Raw genomic sequence first — 18101 nt, forward strand, 5'->3', positions numbered from 1 at the left:
GATGGCTCCCTCATCGAGACGCCATCATCCCACCGTTTGGCCTTGACGATAAGGGGGCAGGACGCACCTGCCCATGCCATGACGTTATGGGCTATGCCCGCATCAGCGGTAACGGCCCATCGTCACCTTGATCCAGACCGGCTTGTCGATCAGGTTCAGCCCATAATCGGTCTGATCGCCATTCCAGATACGATCCATGACCCAGGCGTCCCTGTCGAAATGGCCTTCCTCCACTTTGACGATCATCCCGCCCGGCGCGCTGCCCTCCTTCGGCGCGAAGCCGACACGAACATGGTCGCCGGTGAAGAGGAACTCATTGGCCGATAGCTGCGCGACCACCATGCCGCCGGTCGGCTCGTTCGCCCAGGCTGGCAGGTCGGCCTTGGGAAACCACTCGCGCTGGCCGAACTGCCACTGGCCGAAGCTGGCGGTGATCGTCCAGTCGCCCATGGTGGTGCTGATCGGGGCAGCATCATCGGGCCGCGCCGCGCCCCAGACCGGATGGGTGAAGGCGATCTTCGCCCAGGGCGCCGATGCCACCACCCGATATTTCGCGCCGAACGCGTCAAGCGTCGCATCATCAAGGCTCTTGGCCCCCAGCGGATAATTGAAATAGCCGGTGTCATCCATGCCGAACGGCGCGAAGCCGATCGCCCCGCGCCCCAGCGCCGCCCAGAAATAGCGCGCATATTCGCGGGCATTGCCAATTTCGGGGACCATCAGCGCGTTATCGGGACGGGCGTAGAGATCGAGATGCTTGAAGACGTTGCGGCTCGCGCGATCATAGATGTCGGGGGCGGCCAGATCGATCGAGGGCGCTGCGGCCTTCCAGATGTCGATCACGTCCCCCTGCGGCCCGCCGCTCGAGAGCGCTTGTGGATCGGGCTTGGCGAAGGGGTCGCCCAGCGCGGCGTTCACATACATGGGCAAGGGCTTGATCGCCTTGCCCGCACTGGCCAGCGCCTCGATATAGCGCGCCGTGTGCCATGTGTTGAAGGCGCGGTCGGCCTGGTCGCCAAATACGGTCGCCCAGCTGCCGGCCGGCTTCTTCAGCCTTTTCGTCAGCGCCTCGGGCACCGGCCCGTCGAACAACGCCTGCGCCGCCGCGCCATGGTCGCGCGGGTTGCGGTAGGAGCCGACTTCATTCTCCGGCTGGACCATGATGACCGTATTCTGGGCGTCATGGTCGCGGATATAGGTCATGAGCTTGAGAAAAGCGCGCTTGTCCGCCTCCAGCGTCGCTCCCCCATGGGGCGAAAGGACGTCATGATCCTTGCCCTCCTTCGTCTTCATCCGGGGGAAGCGGCGATTGTCGAGCTTAACCCAGTCGGGCGTGTAGGCCAGGCCGGTATTCTTCCAAGCGCCGAACCACAGCAGCACCACACGCTTGTCATGCTTGCGTGCCTCGTCGAGCAGCGTCTGGACGAAGGAGAAGTCGAACCTGCCTTCCTGCGGCTCCAGTTGCTGCCACGCAATGGGCGCCTCGACCGTGTTCGCGCCGATCCGATCGAGCACCGGCCAGACCTTTGCCAGGGGAGCGGCGTAGTTGCTGCTGTTATTGACCTGCCCGCCCAGCATCAGGAAAGGCGCGCCGTCGACGATCAGCGCATGGCGCCCCGCCTTGCTTTCGATATGCGGGACATCGCCCTGTGCCAGCGCGGGGGTTGCAAGCAACAGGCTCGCGGCGGTCAGGGTCCGGGCAAGGATCATGCAAAGGCCTTTCAGGGCTGTTGGTCGAGGGAGAAGATGCGGGTAGCCTGCGTCCATTTGGCGTCCGGCGCGGCCCAGGGCAGCGGCCGCTGGACGCCATCCATCTGGGCTTCCCACGCCTGCACCGCAGGATCGGCGGCGTCGACGGCCGCCTTGGCCGCCGGGTCGTAATCCGGGCCGGTTTCCATCAACATGACCAGCCGGTTGCCGCTTCGATAAATGTCCATCGCGACGATGTCCGCCGCGCGAATGCTGGCGCCGATCGCCGGCGGCAATGCCCCTGCGGCGTGCCACGCTTCATATTGCGCGATGGCTTCGGCCTCATCGGTCAGGTCGATCAGCAACACATGCCGCATCAGTTGACCCATCCGCCGTCGATCACATGGACCGCGCCGGTGGTGAAGGCGGCCTCGTCGCTGGCGAGATAGAGGACCAGCGCCGCAATCTCTTCCGCCCGGCCGAGCCGTCCCATGGGCTGGCGCGCCACGAAAGCGCCATGGGCGGCTTCATAATCGCCGGTGTCGTGCAGCCGCTGCTGGAGCGACGGCGTGTCGATCGTGCCGGGGCATATGCAGTTGCACCGGATCCCCTGCCCCACGAAATCGGCCGCCACCGCCTTGGTCAGGCCTATGACGCCCGCCTTGCTCGCGCCATAGGCGAAGCGGTTGGGAATGCCCTTTACCGAACTGGCGATGGAGGACATGTTGACGATCGCCCCCGCGCCCTTGTCCAGCATCCCCGGCAGGAAGGCGCGGATGCTGTGATACATGGCGGTCATGTTGAGCGAGAGGGCAAAGTCCCAATCCTCCTGGCTGCATTCCAATATATTGCCGGCATGAACCACGCCCGCGATATTGGCGAGAATGTCGATCGCGCCGACCTCCGCCGCCAGTGCCCGCACCGCCGCGCCGTCGGTTGCGTCTAGCGCGCGTAGGTCGCATCCGTCCAGCCCTTCGAGCGCATCGCGGTCCCGATCGGTCGCGATCACCCGCGCGCCTTCCGCCACGAAGCGCTGCGCGGTCGCCCTGCCGATGCCGCGTGCCGCCGCCGTCACCAGCGCGACCTTGCCGTCGAGGCGCCCGCTCATGCTCGCACCTGCGCCGGCAGGCAGTCGGGGCCGATAGGATCGAAAGCCTTGTAGGTCAAAATAAACTCCTGATGGCCGAGGGATTCGGAGACGCTGCGCTCACCCGCGGCAACGCGCAGCACCCGGTCGTAGATTTCCGCACCCACCTGTTCCAGCGTCGCTTCCCCTTCCAGGATGCGGCCGGCATTGACGTCCATGTCTGCGGCCAGGCGGCGGGCGGTGTCGGGATTGGCGCAGATCTTGATGACCGGCGAGATCGCCGATCCGACGACCGATCCGCGTCCGGTCGTGAACAAGGTCAGATGCGCGCCGCACGCGATCAGTTCGACGATCTCGGCATTGTCGGAGATATTGGGAAAGCCGAAACGCGGCTCGCCGTCCGGCACGACGTCCAGCAGATAAAGCCCGCCGGTCGGCGGCACGTCTCCCGGCTTCAATATGCCGTCGATGGTCGAGGAACCGGACTTCGAATAGGCCCCCATCGACTTTTCTTCCTGCGTCGTCAGGCCACCCTCGGCATTGCCGGGCGCAAAGCTGCCGAAGCCCATGATGGTGTAATAACGCTCCGCCTTCTGCACGCATTCCTCGATCGCGGCGGCGAGTTCGGGCGTGCGGGCGCGGTCCGCCATAATCGTCTCGCATCCGACAAGTTCGCCCGTCTCCTCGAAGATGCAGGCCGCCCCGTCCGCCACCAGCCGGTCGAAGGCGCGACCGACCGCCGGGTTGGCGGTGATGCCGCTGGTCCCGTCCGACCCGCCGCAAATGGTACCGACGACCAGCTCCTCCACACCCATATCGACGCGGGGCACATCGGCGATGGCGGCGCGCACCCGCGCCACCGCCTCCAGCCCCGCCGCGATCGTCGCCGCCGTGCCGCCATTTTCCTGGATCACCAACAGTTCCGCCGGCCGCCCGCTCGCCCGTGTCACCGCCAGCAGCCGCTCGCGGTTGAAGCTCTCGCACCCCAGCGACACGATCACCAGCCCGCCGACATTGGGATGGGTGGCAATCGCCTCCATCACCTTTGCGGCATAGGCATTGGGATAGCAGCCGGGAAAGCCGATCAGCTGGACGTCGGGATCGTCCGCCTTGTCCACGATCCGCCGCGCGACATGATGCGCGCATTCGACCAGATAGGCGACCGCAACGACATTGCGGATGCCCTTGCGCCCATCCTGCCGGAGCCAGGCCTGGATCATGCCCCCTCCCCCAGCGCGCTGCGGGTATGACTGCTGATATAGTCGCTCTTCATATTGTGCATGTGAACCCAATCGCCGGTCGCTGCGCCGGCGGTCATCGACCCGATCGGCGCGCCATATTTTATGACCTTGTCCCCGGCATTCAGTGGCACGCGCGCGACCTTGTGGCCGATGGCGATACCCTCCCGAGCGGGAATGGTGCCGCCTGATGCCGGCAACAAATCCCCCGCCTCGATGGCGCGAACGCAGATCAGCACATTGTCCTGCGGATGCAACAGGATCAGCCGCGCATCGTCCCCCAGCATGGCAGGGGATCCCGGCTCCAGCGCCATGTCGAGCGCCGGCCAGAGAGCATCCGGGATCGGCGTGGCCAATCGCGTCATCGTATCGGCGACCTGCTCAGGCCCGACAAGGCCCGGAATGACGCTGACGACCTGCGGATGGCGAAGCGGAAATTGCAGGGCGGCCGCCGGGAGCGAGACGCCGAAATCGGCGCAAGCCTGGGCCAGCCGCCGCGTCTTGCCGACGATCTCCTCGCTGGGCGCGGCATAGTCGAAATGCAGCGGACCGGCCAGGTCCCGCGCCAAAATGCCGCTATTATAGGGGCCGCCCACGATCAGTTGCACGCCCAGTTCCGCGCAGCGCGCCAGCAGCCGCTGGGCGCCGCGGTCGAGCAGGGTATAGCGCCCGGCAAGCAGGATCATGTCCAGCTCGACATGGTCCAGCAGTTCGTCGCAGATGGCAACCTCGTTGACGCCGATGCCGATCGCCCCGACGGCGCCGCCATCACGCAAATCACGCATCGCCCGATAGCCGCTGTTGAGGAAGGCGCGCAAATGGTCGGGATGTGCGTCGCCATGGGTCTGGCGGCCCAGATCATGCGCCAGCAGCAGGTCGATCCGCTCCCGGCCCAGCCGCGCGCAACTTCCCTCGAAGGACCGCAGCACGGCGCCATGGCTATAGTCGAAGACCGGCTCATACGGATCGGCATCGACAAAGCCATGCCGCTCTCCCGTCGCGCCGGTGGGCACGAGCAGGCGTCCGACCTTGGTCGAGATGATCGCCTTCCCAGCCGGATCGCGCTCGGCCAGCATCGCGCCCAGACGCCGTTCGGCAAGGCCGAAGCCATAATGGGGCGCGGTATCATAATAGGCTATACCCGCATCCCAGGCGGCGTTCAGGGTGGCGCGCGCCTCCTGCTCGCCGACAACCCGGTAGAGATTGCCGATCGGCGCGGTTCCCATGCCCAGCGCTGGGAAGATGGTATCGGTCATGCAGATCCTTCCGATCGAGCCGCGCGGGCATAGAGGGCGACGACCGCGAAGCAGAGTGCCGGCACGAACATCGCCGCGCGGATCGTGCCGGCCAGGTCGGACAGCAGGCCCATCGCCATGGTCAGCACCGCGCCGCCGATGATGGCCATGACGATCATCGACGCGCCCGCCTTGGTCAGCGGCCCCAGTCCACGCAGCGACAGGACGAAGATGGTCGGGTACATGATCGACATGAAGAAGCTGGTCGCGACCAGCGCGACAAGGCCCGCAACGCCGCCCCCGACCGCCATCAGCGACAGCGCAATGTTGATGCCGGCAAACAGCGTCATCAGCCGCGCGCCATCGAACCGCGCCAGCAGCGCCGCGCCGATGAAGCGCCCGATCATGAAGATCGCCAGCGACAGGGTGAGCAACCAGGCGGCCTTCTGCGTGCCGATGCCCGGCAGCACGCTCTCCGCATAGCGGATCAGATAGCTCCAGATGCCGACCTGCGCACCGACATAGAAAAATTGCGCCGCCACGCCCGCCATGTAGCGCCGTCGGCGCAAGAGCGCGCCATAGCCGGCCAGCGCCGGGCCGCGCCCGCCGTCCGCTTCGGTCGCGGGGCGCGGGAAGCGCGTGACCGCCAGCACCGCTGCCCAGCCCAGCACGACCAGCGCGATGGCGGGCGCGAAATATTTCATGGCGCTGGCCTGCCATCACGACAATCTGGACTGCTATGACAGCCGCTATCACGCCTGGAACAGTCTGCGCGTCGGGCCGAAGAAGGATGTGGTCGGCATCTGGGAAAAGGCGGCGCGGGGCGCTGGCCTGAAATTCGGCGTATCCAACCATGCCGCCCATGCCTGGCACTGGTATCAGCCCGCCTATGGCTATGACCCGGCGGGCGACCGGAAGGGCGTGCGCTACGACGCCTTTCGCCTGCGCAAGGAGGATGGCAAGGGGCAGTGGTGGGACGGTCTCGACCCGCAGGAACTCTACACCGGCGGCCATGCCGTGTTGCCCGACGGCATCGACAGCATCGAGGCGATGAACCAGTGGCATGACGCGAATAACGGCCAGTGGATCGAGACGGGGCCAAAGGACGACCCGGCCTACGTCACGCGCTGGCTGCTGCGCCAGACCGATCTGGTCGCGAAATACAAACCCGACCTTGTCTATATGGACGATCATGAACTGCCCTTCGGCCCGGTCGGGCTCGAGGCGGCGGCGGACTATTATAACCGTTCGATCGACTGGCATGGCCAGATCGACGTCGTGCTGACCGGCAAGCAACTCAAGCCCTATGCCCGCTTCGGCATGGTGCAGGATGTGGAGCGCGGCTTTGCCGATCGCCTTTGGGACGAGCCGTGGCAGACCGACACCTGCATCGGCGACTGGTTCTACAACGAAGCCCGCCTGCGCGACAAAAGCTACAAGAGCGCGGAAGAGGTAATCCAGCGACTGGCCGATGTGGTGTCGAAGAACGGCAATCTCCTCCTCTCCATCCCGCAGCCCGGCGACGGGTCTATCGACAGCGAGACGGAGAAGGTTCTGGACGGCATGGCGGCCTGGATGGTCCATGGCGGCGAGGCGATCTTCGGGTCGCGGCCGTGGCGCATCTATGGCGAAGGGCCGACCCGGCTGATCGCGGGGATGCAGAATGAGGAAAAGGCCAAGCCCTTCACCGCGCAGGACATCCGTTTCACGACCAACAAGGGCGCGCTCTACGCGCTGTTCCTCGGCCGTGCGGCCGGACCTACGACCATCCGCTCACTGGCGCACGGGCGCGTGGCCGGGCAGATCGAGCGGGTGACGCTGCTCGGCGGCGGTCCGCTCGCCTTCCGCCAGGATGACGCGGGTCTCCGTTTCGACATGCCCCACGGCATCAATTTCGTGCCCGCCGTCCGGATCGACGGTCGCGGCCTCGTTTGAAGACAGGGAATTCAGGAATGATCGCAAGACATATCACCGCCTTCGCGCTTGGCGCTTCCTGCCTCGCCATGGCGGCCCCGGCGCTGGCGGAACCTTTGGCCCTGCTGGACCGGCATGGCAGCCGGGTGGCGATAGAGCCCTATGCCCCCAATATCGTCCGCGTGACGATCGCGCTGGACAAGGCGCTGGCCGAGGCGCCTCCCGGTGATGGACCGAACGCCCGATCGGATGCGACCGGTTGGACCCACCGCGCGGATGCGAGCGGCGACATATTCTCCTCCTCCGCGCTGACCCTGACGGTCGATGCCAAGGAATGGCCCAAGGCGCCGACGCAGATGGAGCGCTATTTCGCACCTTCGCTGCCGCCGGTCAGCCTTTCCGTCCGCGACGCGGGCGGCACGCTCCTGACGAAAATGACCGGCTGGGAAATGGCACCGGTTACGGTCAATGGCGAAAAGACCTTCAAGGTCGGCGCAAGCTTCGAGTCTCCGGCCGACGAACATTATTACGGCCTGGGTCAGAACCAGGAAGGCTACATGGATCTGCGTGGCAAGCAGATCGACTGCCAGCATCATTACGACGCGCCCGCTGGCGAGACGGTCTGCGTCCCCTTCATGGTGACGAACAAGGGCTATGGCATCGTCTGGGACAATCCGGCCCGCACCTTGGTGTGGCCGGGCCTCCACAGCACGACCCGCTGGCAAAGCCAGGTGGGCGAGCGCGTCTCCTTCTTCGTCATCACCGGCAAGACGACCGACGATCTCTATGCCGGTTACGCAAAGCTCACCGGCGCGACGCCGCTGCCGCCCAAGGCGGGCTTCGGCCTGATCCAGAGCAAGGCGCGCTACGAGAGCGAGAAGGAACTGCTCGACATCGCCAATGGCTATCGCCAGCGTAACCTGCCGCTCGACGTGATGGTGCTCGACTGGTTCTACTGGACCCGCATGGGCCAGATGGACATCGACCGGACCTATTTCCCCGATCCCAAGGGGATGAACGACAAGCTGAACGCCATGGGTATGCGCTCGATCATCAGCGTCTGGCCCCGCTTCGAGCGCGAATCGCGCTATTTCGAGATGCTCGCGACCAAGGGCTGGTTCCTGCATGACAAGGACGGCAATCCCATTGACGGCCTGCCGATGCGCTTCGACCGCGCCGGCGCGCTCATCGACAGCACCAACCCGGAGGCGCGCGAATGGTTCTGGGGGAAGATCCGCGACAATATCGCGTCCCAGGGTTTCGACTGGTTCTGGCTGGACGAAACCGAGCCGGACCTGGTGCCCGACGGCTATTTCTATGCCAAGGGATCGGGCGACCGCTATCACAACCTCTTCCCGCTGGTGCACACCACGGGCGTAGCCGAAGGATCGGAACGCGACCGTCCCGGCTTCCGCAACATGATCCTCGCCAGAGCCGCCTATCTCGGGTCGCAGCGCAATGGCGGCCTCTTCTGGTCCTCCGACGTCAAGTCCACTTGGGAAGCGCTCCAGCGCCAGGTGCCCGCCGGGCTTAACTTCACCGCCTCGGGCCTCGCTTATTGGGGCAGTGACATTGGCGGCTGGCAATGGCCCAGCGGCCCCAGGGCGGAACATCCGATCCTCGTCGATCCCTCCGGGGCCACCGCGATGGGCCCGGACTATCCCGACTATCCCGAACTGTTCGTGCGCTGGTTCCAGTATAGCGTCTTCACCCCAACGTTGCGCATCCACGGCCAGCGGCCGGGCACGGCGCTGTGGGAATATGGCAAGGCGGCCGAGCCGATCCTGGCCGACTGGCTGCGCCTGCGCTACACACTGATGCCCTATGTCTACGCGCTCGGCCGCCATACCTATGATACGGGCGCACCTTTCATGCGCGGCCTGTTCATGGACTTCCCGAAAGATCCGAAGGTCTCCGACATCGGCGATCAATATATGTTCGGCCCGGCCTTCCTGGTCGCCCCGGTGACGCAGCAGGGCCAGACGAAACGCTCCGTCTACCTGCCCGCCGGCACGGCCTGGTATGATTACTGGACCAACCAGAAGTTCGAAGGCGGCCAGACGATCGAGGTCGATGCGCCCATCAGCCGGATCCCCCTGTTCGTGAAGGCCGGGTCGATCGTGCCGATGGGCGTACAGGTGAAGAGCACGGCGGAGAAGCAGGTGCTGGAAAGCATCCGGGTCTACCCAGGGGCCGACGCCCGCTTCACCCTTTATGACGATGATGGCACGACCAACGCCTATCGCAAGGGCGGCAGTAAGGCCGAACTGGTCTGGAATGATGCCGCGAAATCGCTGACGAGCAAGACGAAGCTGCCCACCGGCCAGGCGATCGCCGGCTTGGTGCAGATCGTCGGCCAATAAGGAGACGAGACAAATGACGGGTATCAACCGCCGTGAACTGGGGCTGGGCCTGGGCGCAGCCGCACTGGGCGCCACGCTGACCGGAGGCACGGCTGCGACCGCGCAGGCCGCGCCGAACGCCGCCCCGCAGGACGCGCTTTCCTTCCCGTCCGACTTTCTCTGGGGCTGCGCCACCGCAGCCTACCAGATCGAGGGCGCAGCGAAGGAAGATGGCCGCGGCCTCACCAACTGGGACGTCTTTTCCCACACCCCCGGCAAGGTCGCCAATGGCGACACCGGCGACGTCGCCTGCGACAGCTATCACCGCTATCAGGACGACATCGCGCTGCTCAAGGCGCTGGGCGTGAAGGCCTATCGCTTCTCGATCGCCTGGTCGCGCATCTTCCCCGATGGCAAGGGCAATCCGAACCAGAAGGGCGTGGACTATTATAACCGCCTGGTCGACGGCCTGCTGGCGGCGGGCATCACCCCGCATGTCACGCTGTTCCACTGGGATCTGCCCCATGCCCTACCGGGCGGCTGGCAAAACCGCGACACGTCCTACGCCTTCGCCGACTATGCCGGCTACACGGCCGGCAAGCTGGGCGACCGGGTCCGGCATTTCATGACGGTCAACGAACTGCGCTGCTTCACCGACCTGAGCTACATGACCGGCGGCAAGGCACCGGGCCTCAAGCTGCCGATGGGGCAGGTCAACCAGATCCGCCACCATGGCGTGCTGGCCCATGGCCTGGGCGTGCAGGCGATCCGGGCTGCGACGAAAGCAGGGACGCAGGTCGGCATCGCCGACAATCCCAATATCTACGTCCCCGCGATCGAGACCCCCGAACATATCGAGGCGGTAAAGAAGGCGGTGCGCGAAGAAAACGCCATGTTCCTGACGGCGATCATGGAGGGACGCTATATCGACAGCTATCTGACCGCGCAGGGCAAGGACGCGCCCAAGGTCAAGGATGGCGACATGAAGCTGATCGGCGCGCCGCTCGATTTCCTGTCGGTCAATGTCTATACCGGCAACACGGTGCGCGCCGACGAAACTGCGCCGTCGGGCTACAAGATCCTGCCCCATCCGGGGCAGGCGCCGCGCATGCCCTCCCCCTGGCTCTATGTCACGCCGGAGGTCATCTATTGGGGGATGCGCGCCATCAGCGAGAATTGGAAGCCCAAGGGGCTCTATATCTCCGAAAATGGCTGCTCGGCAGACGACAAGGTTTCGGCGGACGGCAAGGTCTATGACACTGACCGCGTCATGTATCTGCGCAATTATATGACGCACCTCCAGCGCGCCACGCGCGAAGGGCTGCCCGTCAAGGGCTATTTCGTCTGGAGCCTGATGGACAATTTCGAGTGGGAGGACGGCTATACCAAGCTGTTCGGCATCCACCATGTCGACTTCAAGACCCAGAAGCGCACCCCCAAGCTCAGCGCCGACTGGTATCGCGAACTGGTCCGCACCAATCATTTGGTCTGACAGTCCTCTTCATTATCCAGACAAGACCGCTGAGGGCGATGGTTCCCAACCGTCCTCGGCGGTCAATATCGTCTCCTTGAACGCATGTGCGGTCGGGGACAGAATTTTCCGGTGGATCAACCACAAGCGACTTTTGACCGGCGTCGCGAAAGACCGATAGGTCAGGTTGTCGACATGCAAGCGGGTCAGCGACCGCGCCAGGATCGTGGCGCCAAATCCGGCAGCCACCAGGCCGAGCAGCGTCGCGAGACTGCCGGCCTCCTGCGCGATGTTCGGCCGAAAACCCGCCTGTTCGCACATCGCCAGAAAATGCTCGTTGAAACCGGCGCCGGCAACCGCCCCGTACAATACCAGCGGTTCATCCTTGAGGTCGTCGATCGCCGGATTGCGCAGCTGTCGCGCCAGCCGATGATCCTGCCGGATCGCCAGGAACATCTCCTCCTCGACCAATTGCAGGGGCACGAGGCCGTCGGGCAGGACGGGCTGATCGAAACAGCGCACGATCGCCACGTCCATATGGCCGCGCTCCACGGCATCGATCTGCCCGTCCCGCCCCAATTCCTGCAGGTTGAGCGTTACATTCGGGAATGACTGCCGGAACTGATACAGCGCCCTGGCGAGGCGCGGAACGAACGGTCCCGATGCAGTGAAGCCCAGGGACAGGTGGCCGATCTGTCCCATCTGCGCCAGCCGCGCAGTCTGCGCCGCCCGTTCGGCCTGCGCGATCGTCGCGCGCGCTTCGGGCGCGAACAGCCGCCCTGCTTCGGTCAAACTCACGCGCCGGCTCGTGCGGTCGAACAAGCGGACACCCAATTCTTCTTCCAGCGATCTTATCTGTTGGCTGAGCGGAGGTTGCGAGATGCCGAGACGCAAGGCGGCCCGGCCGAAATGCATTTCCTCGGCCACGCACAGGAAATAGCGCAAATGTCGCAAATCCATGAATCAAGACGTCCAAGCTATCAATACAGCCATATTATATATTAGACGCGACAAATTCCAGGTTGCATGGCGAAACTGGATGTGGCGATGGTTCGCCGTCGTTCCGAAGGCCATGTGCGATCCGCCCCCGATGCCGTAGCCTGCCGGACCCGGACCATCGTCACATTCATGAATGACATTCGTCAGATCATGCCGCGCCAAGCGGCTTTATCCGCCGGGATGGTTGCGCTAACAACGAGCTGTTCCTTCAGGAGAGGCATTTTTCTCACGTCCGGCAGTCCCGCCGGGATGTTCCGGAGTCGTGCATGATCGGTATCGTCAAGGTTGCGCTCAACCGCCCCCTGACCTTCATTGTGATGGCGATACTGGTCGCGATCGTGGGGCTGCTCGCTGCCTTCCGCACACCCGTCGACATGTTCCCCAACATCCGCATCCCGGTCGTGGCGGTCGCTTGGCAATATGCCGGCCTTTCGCCCGAAGACATGTCCAACCGGATCGTCGGCCCCTATGAACGCGTGCTGACCACCACCGTCAACGACATCGAACATATCGAAAGCCAGTCGCTCCAGGGCGTGGGCATCATCAAGATCTATTTTCAGCCGGGCGCCGACATCCGCACCGCGACCGCGCAGGTGACGTCCATCTCGCAGACCGTACTGCGCCAGATGCCGCCGGGCATCACCCCGCCGCTCATCCTGAACTACAGCGCCTCGACCGTGCCGATCCTGCAACTTGCCCTCTCTGGCAAGGGCCTGTCGGAACAGCAGCTCTTCGATCTGGGCCAGAACCAGATTCGTCCGCAACTCGTCACCATTCCCGGCCTCGCCATGCCCTTCCCTTCGGGCGGCAAGCAGCGACAGGTGCAGATCGACCTCAACCCGCTGGCGCTCCAGTCCAAGGGGCTCTCGGCGCAGGATGTCGGCAATGCGATCGCCGCGCAGAACCAGATCAATCCCGCAGGCTTCGTCAAGGTCGGCGCGACCCAGTATAGCGTGCGCCTGAACAATGCACCAAGTTCCATCGTGGCGCTGAACGATTTGCCGGTAAAGGTCGTCAACGGCGCGACCATCTACATGCGCGACGTCGCCTATGTCCGCGACGGCAGTGGTCCGCAGCAGAATATCGTCCATGTGGAAGGCAGCCGCTCTGCACTGCTGACGGTGCTCAAAAATGGCGCGACCTCGACCCTGGCGATCGTCGACGGGGTGAAGGAGGCCCTGCCCCGCATTGCAGCCACCCTGCCGGACAATCTCAGGATCCTGCCGGTCGGCGATCAGTCCCTGTTCGTGAAGGCAGCGGTCGAGGGCGTGATTCACGAAGGCGCGATCGCGGCGGCATTGACCTCGCTGATGATCCTGCTGTTCCTCGGCAGTTGGCGGTCGACCGTCATCATCGCCCTGTCGATCCCGCTGGCGATCCTGGCCGCCATCGCGGCGCTGGCGGCGTTCGGGCAAACGCTCAACGTCATGACGCTGGGCGGCCTGGCGCTGGCGGTCGGCATCCTGGTCGACGACGCCACCGTGACGATCGAGAATATCAACTGGCACCTGGAACAGGGCAAGGGCGTTACCCAGGCCATATTGGACGGCGCGGCGCAGATCGTCGCGCCCGCCTTCGTCGCCCTGCTCTGCATCTGCATCGTGTTCGTGCCGATGTTCTTCCTGCCGGGCGTCGCGGGCTTCCTGTTCGTGCCGATGGCGCTTTCGGTGGTCTTCGCGATGATCGCGTCCTTCATCCTGTCGCGCACGCTGGTCCCCACGCTCGCCATGTATCTGCTGAGACCGCATGTCGATCATGGCGACGCGCACATGAGCGGCAATGCGGCATCCCGCAATCCGCTCGTCCGCTTTCAGCGCAGATTCGAAGCGCGCTTCGAAGCGATCCGCACCGGCTATATCGGTTTGCTCCGCCGCGCCCTTGATGCCCTCAAGCCCTTCCTGCTGGGCTTCATGGGAATCGTGATACTGTCCTTCGGACTGCTGCCGATGCTGGGCAGCAACTTCTTCCCGTCGGTCGATTCGGGCCAGATCGCCATGCATATCCGCGTCCCGGTCGGGTCGCGGATCGAAGATACCGCCGCCCGCTTCGACCGGATCGGGCGGGAAGTGCGCAAGATGATCCCGGCCGCCGAACTGGGATCGATCACCGACAATATCGGCCTGCCGGTCAGTTCCATCAACACCGTCTACAATAATAGCGGCACCATCGGCCCGCAGGATGGCGACATGCTGATCGCCCTCAATCATGGCCACCGCCCGACCGATCGGATCGTCGCCGAATTGCGCCGCGAACTGCCGCGCCGCTTCCCCGGCACGACCTTCGCGTTCCTGCCCGCCGACATTACGAGCCAGATATTGAACTTCGGCGCACCCGCCCCGATCGACATCCAGATCGCCGGCAAGGATGCCCAGGCCAATCGCGCCTATGCCCAGAAGCTGCTGGCCCGGATCGCGACCATTCCCGGCCTGGCCGACGGCCGCATCCAGCAGCCCGGCCGCGCGCCGCAACTCGACATCGATGTCGACCGATCGCGTGTCGGCCAGTTCGGCCTGACCGAGCGTGACGTCACGACCAGCCTGGCGAGCCAGCTGGCCGGCACGTCGCAGACCGCGCCCGTCTTCTTCGTGAACCCCGAAAATGGCGTACAATATCCGGTCGTCGCGCAGGCGCCCGAATATCTGGTGGGCTCGCTCAGCGACCTCGCCAACGTCCCCGTCTCGGGCACCAACGCGACGGCGGTGCAGCCGCTGGGAGGGCTTGCGACCATCCTTCGGTCCAGCACCGTGCCAGTCGTGTCCCACTATAATATCGCGCCCGTACTGGACATCTTCGCCACCACCCAGGGCCGCGATCTCGGTGCGGTGGCCGGTGACATCGAAAAGGTCATCCAGTCGATGGAAAAGGACCAGCCCAAAGGTGCGACCGTCACCATCCGGGGCCAATATGCGACGATGAACACGGCATTTTCGGGTCTGGGCTTCGGCCTCGCCGGCGCCGTGGTGCTGATCTACCTGCTGATCGTCGTGAATTTCCAGAGCTGGGTCGACCCCTTCGTCATCATCACCGCCCTGCCCGCGGCCCTTGCCGGCATCATATGGATGCTGTTCATGACCGGCACCACCTTGTCGGTCCCGGCCCTGACCGGCGCAATCATGTGCATGGGGGTCGCGACCGCCAACGCGATCCTCGTGGTCAGCTTCGCCCGTGAACGGCTCGCCGAACTGGGGGATGCGACCAAGGCCGCGCTTGAAGCCGGGATGGTCCGCTTCCGCCCCGTGCTGATGACCGCACTCGCCATGATCATCGGCATGGGCCCGATGGCGCTCGGCCTCGGCGAGGGCGGCGAGCAGAATGCTCCGCTCGGCCGCGCGGTCGTCGGCGGCCTGGTGTGCGCCACCATCGCCACCCTCTTCTTCGTCCCCACCGTCTTCGCCCTTGTCCACCGCAAGCAAGGGCAACAGCCCGTCACCATGGAAATGCAGCCCAACCATGTCTGAGCAGAACGCCCCCATCGAGAACCCCGCCCAGGCCGGACCCGATAGCCGCACCCTGAAGCGCGTCGGCATTGGCGCGGCCATCCTGGCCATCGCGGTCGTCGGCGCCGGTATCGCCTCACGCATCAGCGCGACCAACCAGCTGCGCCAGACCGCAGCGGAAGCGGCCCTGCCTGTCGTGGCGATTGTGACGCCCACCGCTGACGCGGAGGCGAACGCACTCGTGCTGCCTGGCAATGTCCAGGCGTTCAACAGCGCCGCCATCTATGCCCGCACCAATGGCTATGTCCGCCGCTGGCTGGCCGACATCGGCGATCACGTCCATGCGGGCCAGCCGCTCGCGATTCTCGACGCGCCCGAAGTCGACCAGCAACTCGCCGCCGCACAGGCGGACTATCAGACGGCGCTGGCCAACCAGCGGCTGGCGGCCACGACGGCGAAGCGCTGGGCCAGCATGTTGAAGGAAGATGCCGTTTCGCAGCAGGAGACGGATGAGAAAGCCGGCGATCTCGCCGCGCGTGTCGCCGTATCCAATGCCGCGCTCGCCAATGTAAAACGACTGAAGGCGCTCCAGGGATTCACTCGCCTGACTGCTCCTTTCGATGGCGTCGTCACCAGCCGCTCGGCGCAGATCGGCGCGCTCGTCGTCGCGGGCAATGCCGCGGCGCAGCCTCTCTTCACCGTGTCGGACGTGCATCGCGTGCGTATCTATGTCCGCGTGCCGCAGGGCTATTCGGCCGCCGTCAGGCCCGGCAATATGGCGACCCTGTCGCTGCCCGAATATCCGGAACGGAGCTTTCCCGCCACCATGACAAGCAGCGCCGGCGCGGTCGACCCGCAATCCGGCGCCGTTCTGGTGCAGTTGCAGGCGGCCAATCCCGACGCGGCGCTCAAGCCCGGCGCATTCGCGCAGGTGCGTTTCCAGGTCGATGCCGGCCGAGGCAACGGATTGACGCTGCCGGGCAGCGCGATCCTCTACGGCAATGACGGCCCGACGGTCGCCGTGGTCGGCCGGGATGGCCGCGTGACGGTGAAGCCAGTCACCATCGCCCGCGACGAAGGGGCGAACGTCCAGCTGTCGGGCGGCGTGACCTTGGCGGACAAGGTCATCGACACTCCGCCGGACGCGATCCGCACGGGCGACCGCGTTCAGGTGCAGGCGGCGGCGGCCGGTGGAAAGGGCGCCGCGCATGGGCGTTGATCGCCGCCGTGCAGCACTGTTTCCCGCACTGCTGCCCACTCTCCTCGCCGCCTGTTCGATGGCGCCGGACTATCATCCGCCTGAAACGGCGACCCCTGCCGCCTTCAAGGAAGTGGCGGGCTGGACCGCCGCCCGGCCGATGGATGCCGCGCCGCGCGGCGCCTGGTGGGAAGCCTTTGGCGATCCGGTGCTGAACGATCTGGAGACGCGCGCGGAAAGGGCCAGCCCGACGCTGGCCGCCGCCCTCGCCCGATACGACCAGGCGCGCGCCACCGCACGGGTGGAGGCATCCGGCCTTGTACCGACTATCAGCGCCGGGGCCGATGCCAGCCGGCGCCGCGTGTCGGGCAATCGCTTCCAGGGCAATGGCAACGCGATCACCTATGACGATTATGCAGCGGGCGGCGCGGTCGACTATGAAATCGATCTGTGGGGTCGCATCCGCAACAGCGTCGCGGCTGCCCGCGCCGATGCGCAGGCCAGCGAGGCCGACCTGGCGTCGGCGCGGCTCAGTTTGCAGGCTTCGGTCGCCGACGCCTATGCGCGGCTGCGCGGCCTCGACGCCCAGGCGGCCTTGCTGCGCCAGACAGTCGAGGCATTCGAGCGCGCCTATCAATTGACCGCCACGCGCCGATCGGGCGGCATCGCGTCGGGCATGGACGTCAACCGCGCGAAAACCGCGCTCAGCAACGCGCGTGCCCAGATTTCCGCCGTGGCAAATGAACGCGCGGCGACCGAACATGAAATCGCGGCACTGGTCGGAATCCTCGCGTCCGATTTTACGATCGCCCCTCAAGACGCGCTTCCGCAGATGCCCGCCATCCCTTCAGGCACACCCTCGGAACTGTTGCAGCGCCGGCCCGATATCGCAGCGGCGGAGCGACGCGTCCTTGCCGCCAACGCCCGCATCGGCGTCGCCAAGGCAGCCTATTTCCCCTCGCTCACACTCGGCCTCACCGGCGGCTGGGAAACGACGCACGGTGATCTGCTGCGCAGCCCCAACAGCTTCTGGGGACTGGGGCCATTGTCGGCGCTCGCCACCCTGTTCGACGGAGGCCGTCGCAAAGGACAGGTCCGCTTTTCACGCGCCGAATATGAAGAGTTGGCTGCCCTCTATCGCGATACGGTGCTCACCGCCTTCCGCCAGACTGAAGACGCAATCGCGGCGAACCGTCATCTCGCCACGCAATCGGCGGACCAGCGCGACGCCGCCGAGGCCGCTGAACGGACCAGCAGAATTGCCTTCAGCCGCTATCGCGACGGCGCGTCCGATTATCTGGAGGTCGTGACCGCCCAGACCGACGCGCTCGACGCCCGCCGCGCGCTGATCGCTGTCGATACCAGCCGCTTGCGCGCAAGCATCGCCCTGATCAAGGCGATGGGCGGTCCCGCTGGCGGTTGATCCATTCCGGCTGCGATCCTGCCGGGACGGACGACCTTGTCAAACCCACCTACGGGAAACCCCTTAGT

Annotated in this window: 13 protein-coding genes; 6 read left to right on the top strand and 7 right to left on the bottom strand. The window is 65.3% G+C overall.

What is annotated here, in order from left to right:
- Positions 1-102: 102 nt before the first annotated feature.
- The 6 genes from A7Q26_RS19775 to A7Q26_RS19800 are packed head-to-tail and all read right to left on the bottom strand — an operon-like array spanning position 103 to position 5953.
- Positions 103-1710 (bottom strand): DUF5597 domain-containing protein, encoded by a 1608-nt coding sequence (locus A7Q26_RS19775; protein ID WP_066863331.1) that lies wholly within the window; start codon positions 1708-1710, stop codon positions 103-105.
- Between the two features lie 11 nt (positions 1711-1721).
- On the bottom strand, positions 1722-2066 hold the full coding sequence (locus A7Q26_RS19780; RefSeq protein ID WP_066863335.1) for an L-rhamnose mutarotase: 345 nt from the start codon (positions 2064-2066) through the stop codon (positions 1722-1724).
- Positions 2066-2797, bottom strand: coding sequence for an SDR family oxidoreductase (locus A7Q26_RS19785; protein WP_157102636.1), 732 nt, complete (start codon positions 2795-2797; stop codon positions 2066-2068). The genes A7Q26_RS19780 and A7Q26_RS19785 overlap by 1 nt, the downstream gene beginning before the upstream one ends.
- The gene (locus tag A7Q26_RS19790; RefSeq protein WP_066863340.1) at positions 2794-3996 is read right to left on the bottom strand and encodes a UxaA family hydrolase; all 1203 of its coding nucleotides are present in this window, start codon (positions 3994-3996) and stop codon (positions 2794-2796) included. The genes A7Q26_RS19785 and A7Q26_RS19790 overlap by 4 nt, the downstream gene beginning before the upstream one ends.
- The gene (locus A7Q26_RS19795; RefSeq protein ID WP_084439224.1) at positions 3993-5270 is read right to left on the bottom strand and encodes an aldo/keto reductase; all 1278 of its coding nucleotides are present in this window, start codon (positions 5268-5270) and stop codon (positions 3993-3995) included. Before A7Q26_RS19795 ends, A7Q26_RS19790 begins: the two co-directional genes overlap by 4 nt.
- On the bottom strand, positions 5267-5953 hold the full coding sequence (locus tag A7Q26_RS19800; RefSeq protein ID WP_232313880.1) for a hypothetical protein: 687 nt from the start codon (positions 5951-5953) through the stop codon (positions 5267-5269). The genes A7Q26_RS19795 and A7Q26_RS19800 overlap by 4 nt, the downstream gene beginning before the upstream one ends.
- Here A7Q26_RS19800 and A7Q26_RS19805 point away from each other — a divergent pair.
- Genes A7Q26_RS19805 through A7Q26_RS19815 form a run of 3 tightly spaced genes read left to right on the top strand, consistent with a single transcriptional unit; the run spans position 5931 to position 10997 of the window.
- A complete protein-coding gene (locus tag A7Q26_RS19805; protein ID WP_232313883.1) occupies positions 5931-7184 on the top strand; it encodes an alpha-L-fucosidase in 1254 nt (417 codons plus the stop codon). The two genes, A7Q26_RS19800 and A7Q26_RS19805, sit on opposite strands and share 23 nt — an antisense overlap.
- 17 nt (positions 7185-7201) lie before the next feature.
- Positions 7202-9526, top strand: coding sequence for a glycoside hydrolase family 31 protein (locus tag A7Q26_RS19810; protein ID WP_066863345.1), 2325 nt, complete (start codon positions 7202-7204; stop codon positions 9524-9526).
- Between the two features lie 13 nt (positions 9527-9539).
- Complete coding sequence (locus A7Q26_RS19815; protein ID WP_066863348.1) at positions 9540-10997, top strand: GH1 family beta-glucosidase; 1458 nt, start codon at positions 9540-9542, stop codon at positions 10995-10997.
- 12 nt (positions 10998-11009) lie between these two features.
- Here A7Q26_RS19815 and A7Q26_RS19820 read toward each other — a convergent pair whose 3' ends face one another.
- Positions 11010-11936, bottom strand: a complete 927-nt coding sequence (locus tag A7Q26_RS19820; protein WP_066863351.1) for a LysR substrate-binding domain-containing protein — start codon at positions 11934-11936, stop codon at positions 11010-11012.
- A 305-nt stretch (positions 11937-12241) separates the two neighbouring features.
- Here A7Q26_RS19820 and A7Q26_RS19825 point away from each other — a divergent pair, with 305 nt between their 5' ends.
- The 3 genes from A7Q26_RS19825 to A7Q26_RS19835 are packed head-to-tail and all read left to right on the top strand — an operon-like array spanning position 12242 to position 18033.
- Positions 12242-15433, top strand: a complete 3192-nt coding sequence (locus A7Q26_RS19825; RefSeq protein WP_066863354.1) for an efflux RND transporter permease subunit — start codon at positions 12242-12244, stop codon at positions 15431-15433.
- Positions 15426-16631, top strand: coding sequence for an efflux RND transporter periplasmic adaptor subunit (locus A7Q26_RS19830; RefSeq protein WP_066863357.1), 1206 nt, complete (start codon positions 15426-15428; stop codon positions 16629-16631). Before A7Q26_RS19825 ends, A7Q26_RS19830 begins: the two co-directional genes overlap by 8 nt.
- A complete protein-coding gene (locus A7Q26_RS19835; RefSeq protein WP_066863360.1) occupies positions 16621-18033 on the top strand; it encodes an efflux transporter outer membrane subunit in 1413 nt (470 codons plus the stop codon). The genes A7Q26_RS19830 and A7Q26_RS19835 overlap by 11 nt, the downstream gene beginning before the upstream one ends.
- The last annotated feature ends 68 nt before the right edge of the window (positions 18034-18101 follow it).

This window comes from Sphingobium sp. TCM1, assembly GCF_001650725.1.
GTDB lineage: Bacteria > Pseudomonadota > Alphaproteobacteria > Sphingomonadales > Sphingomonadaceae > Sphingobium.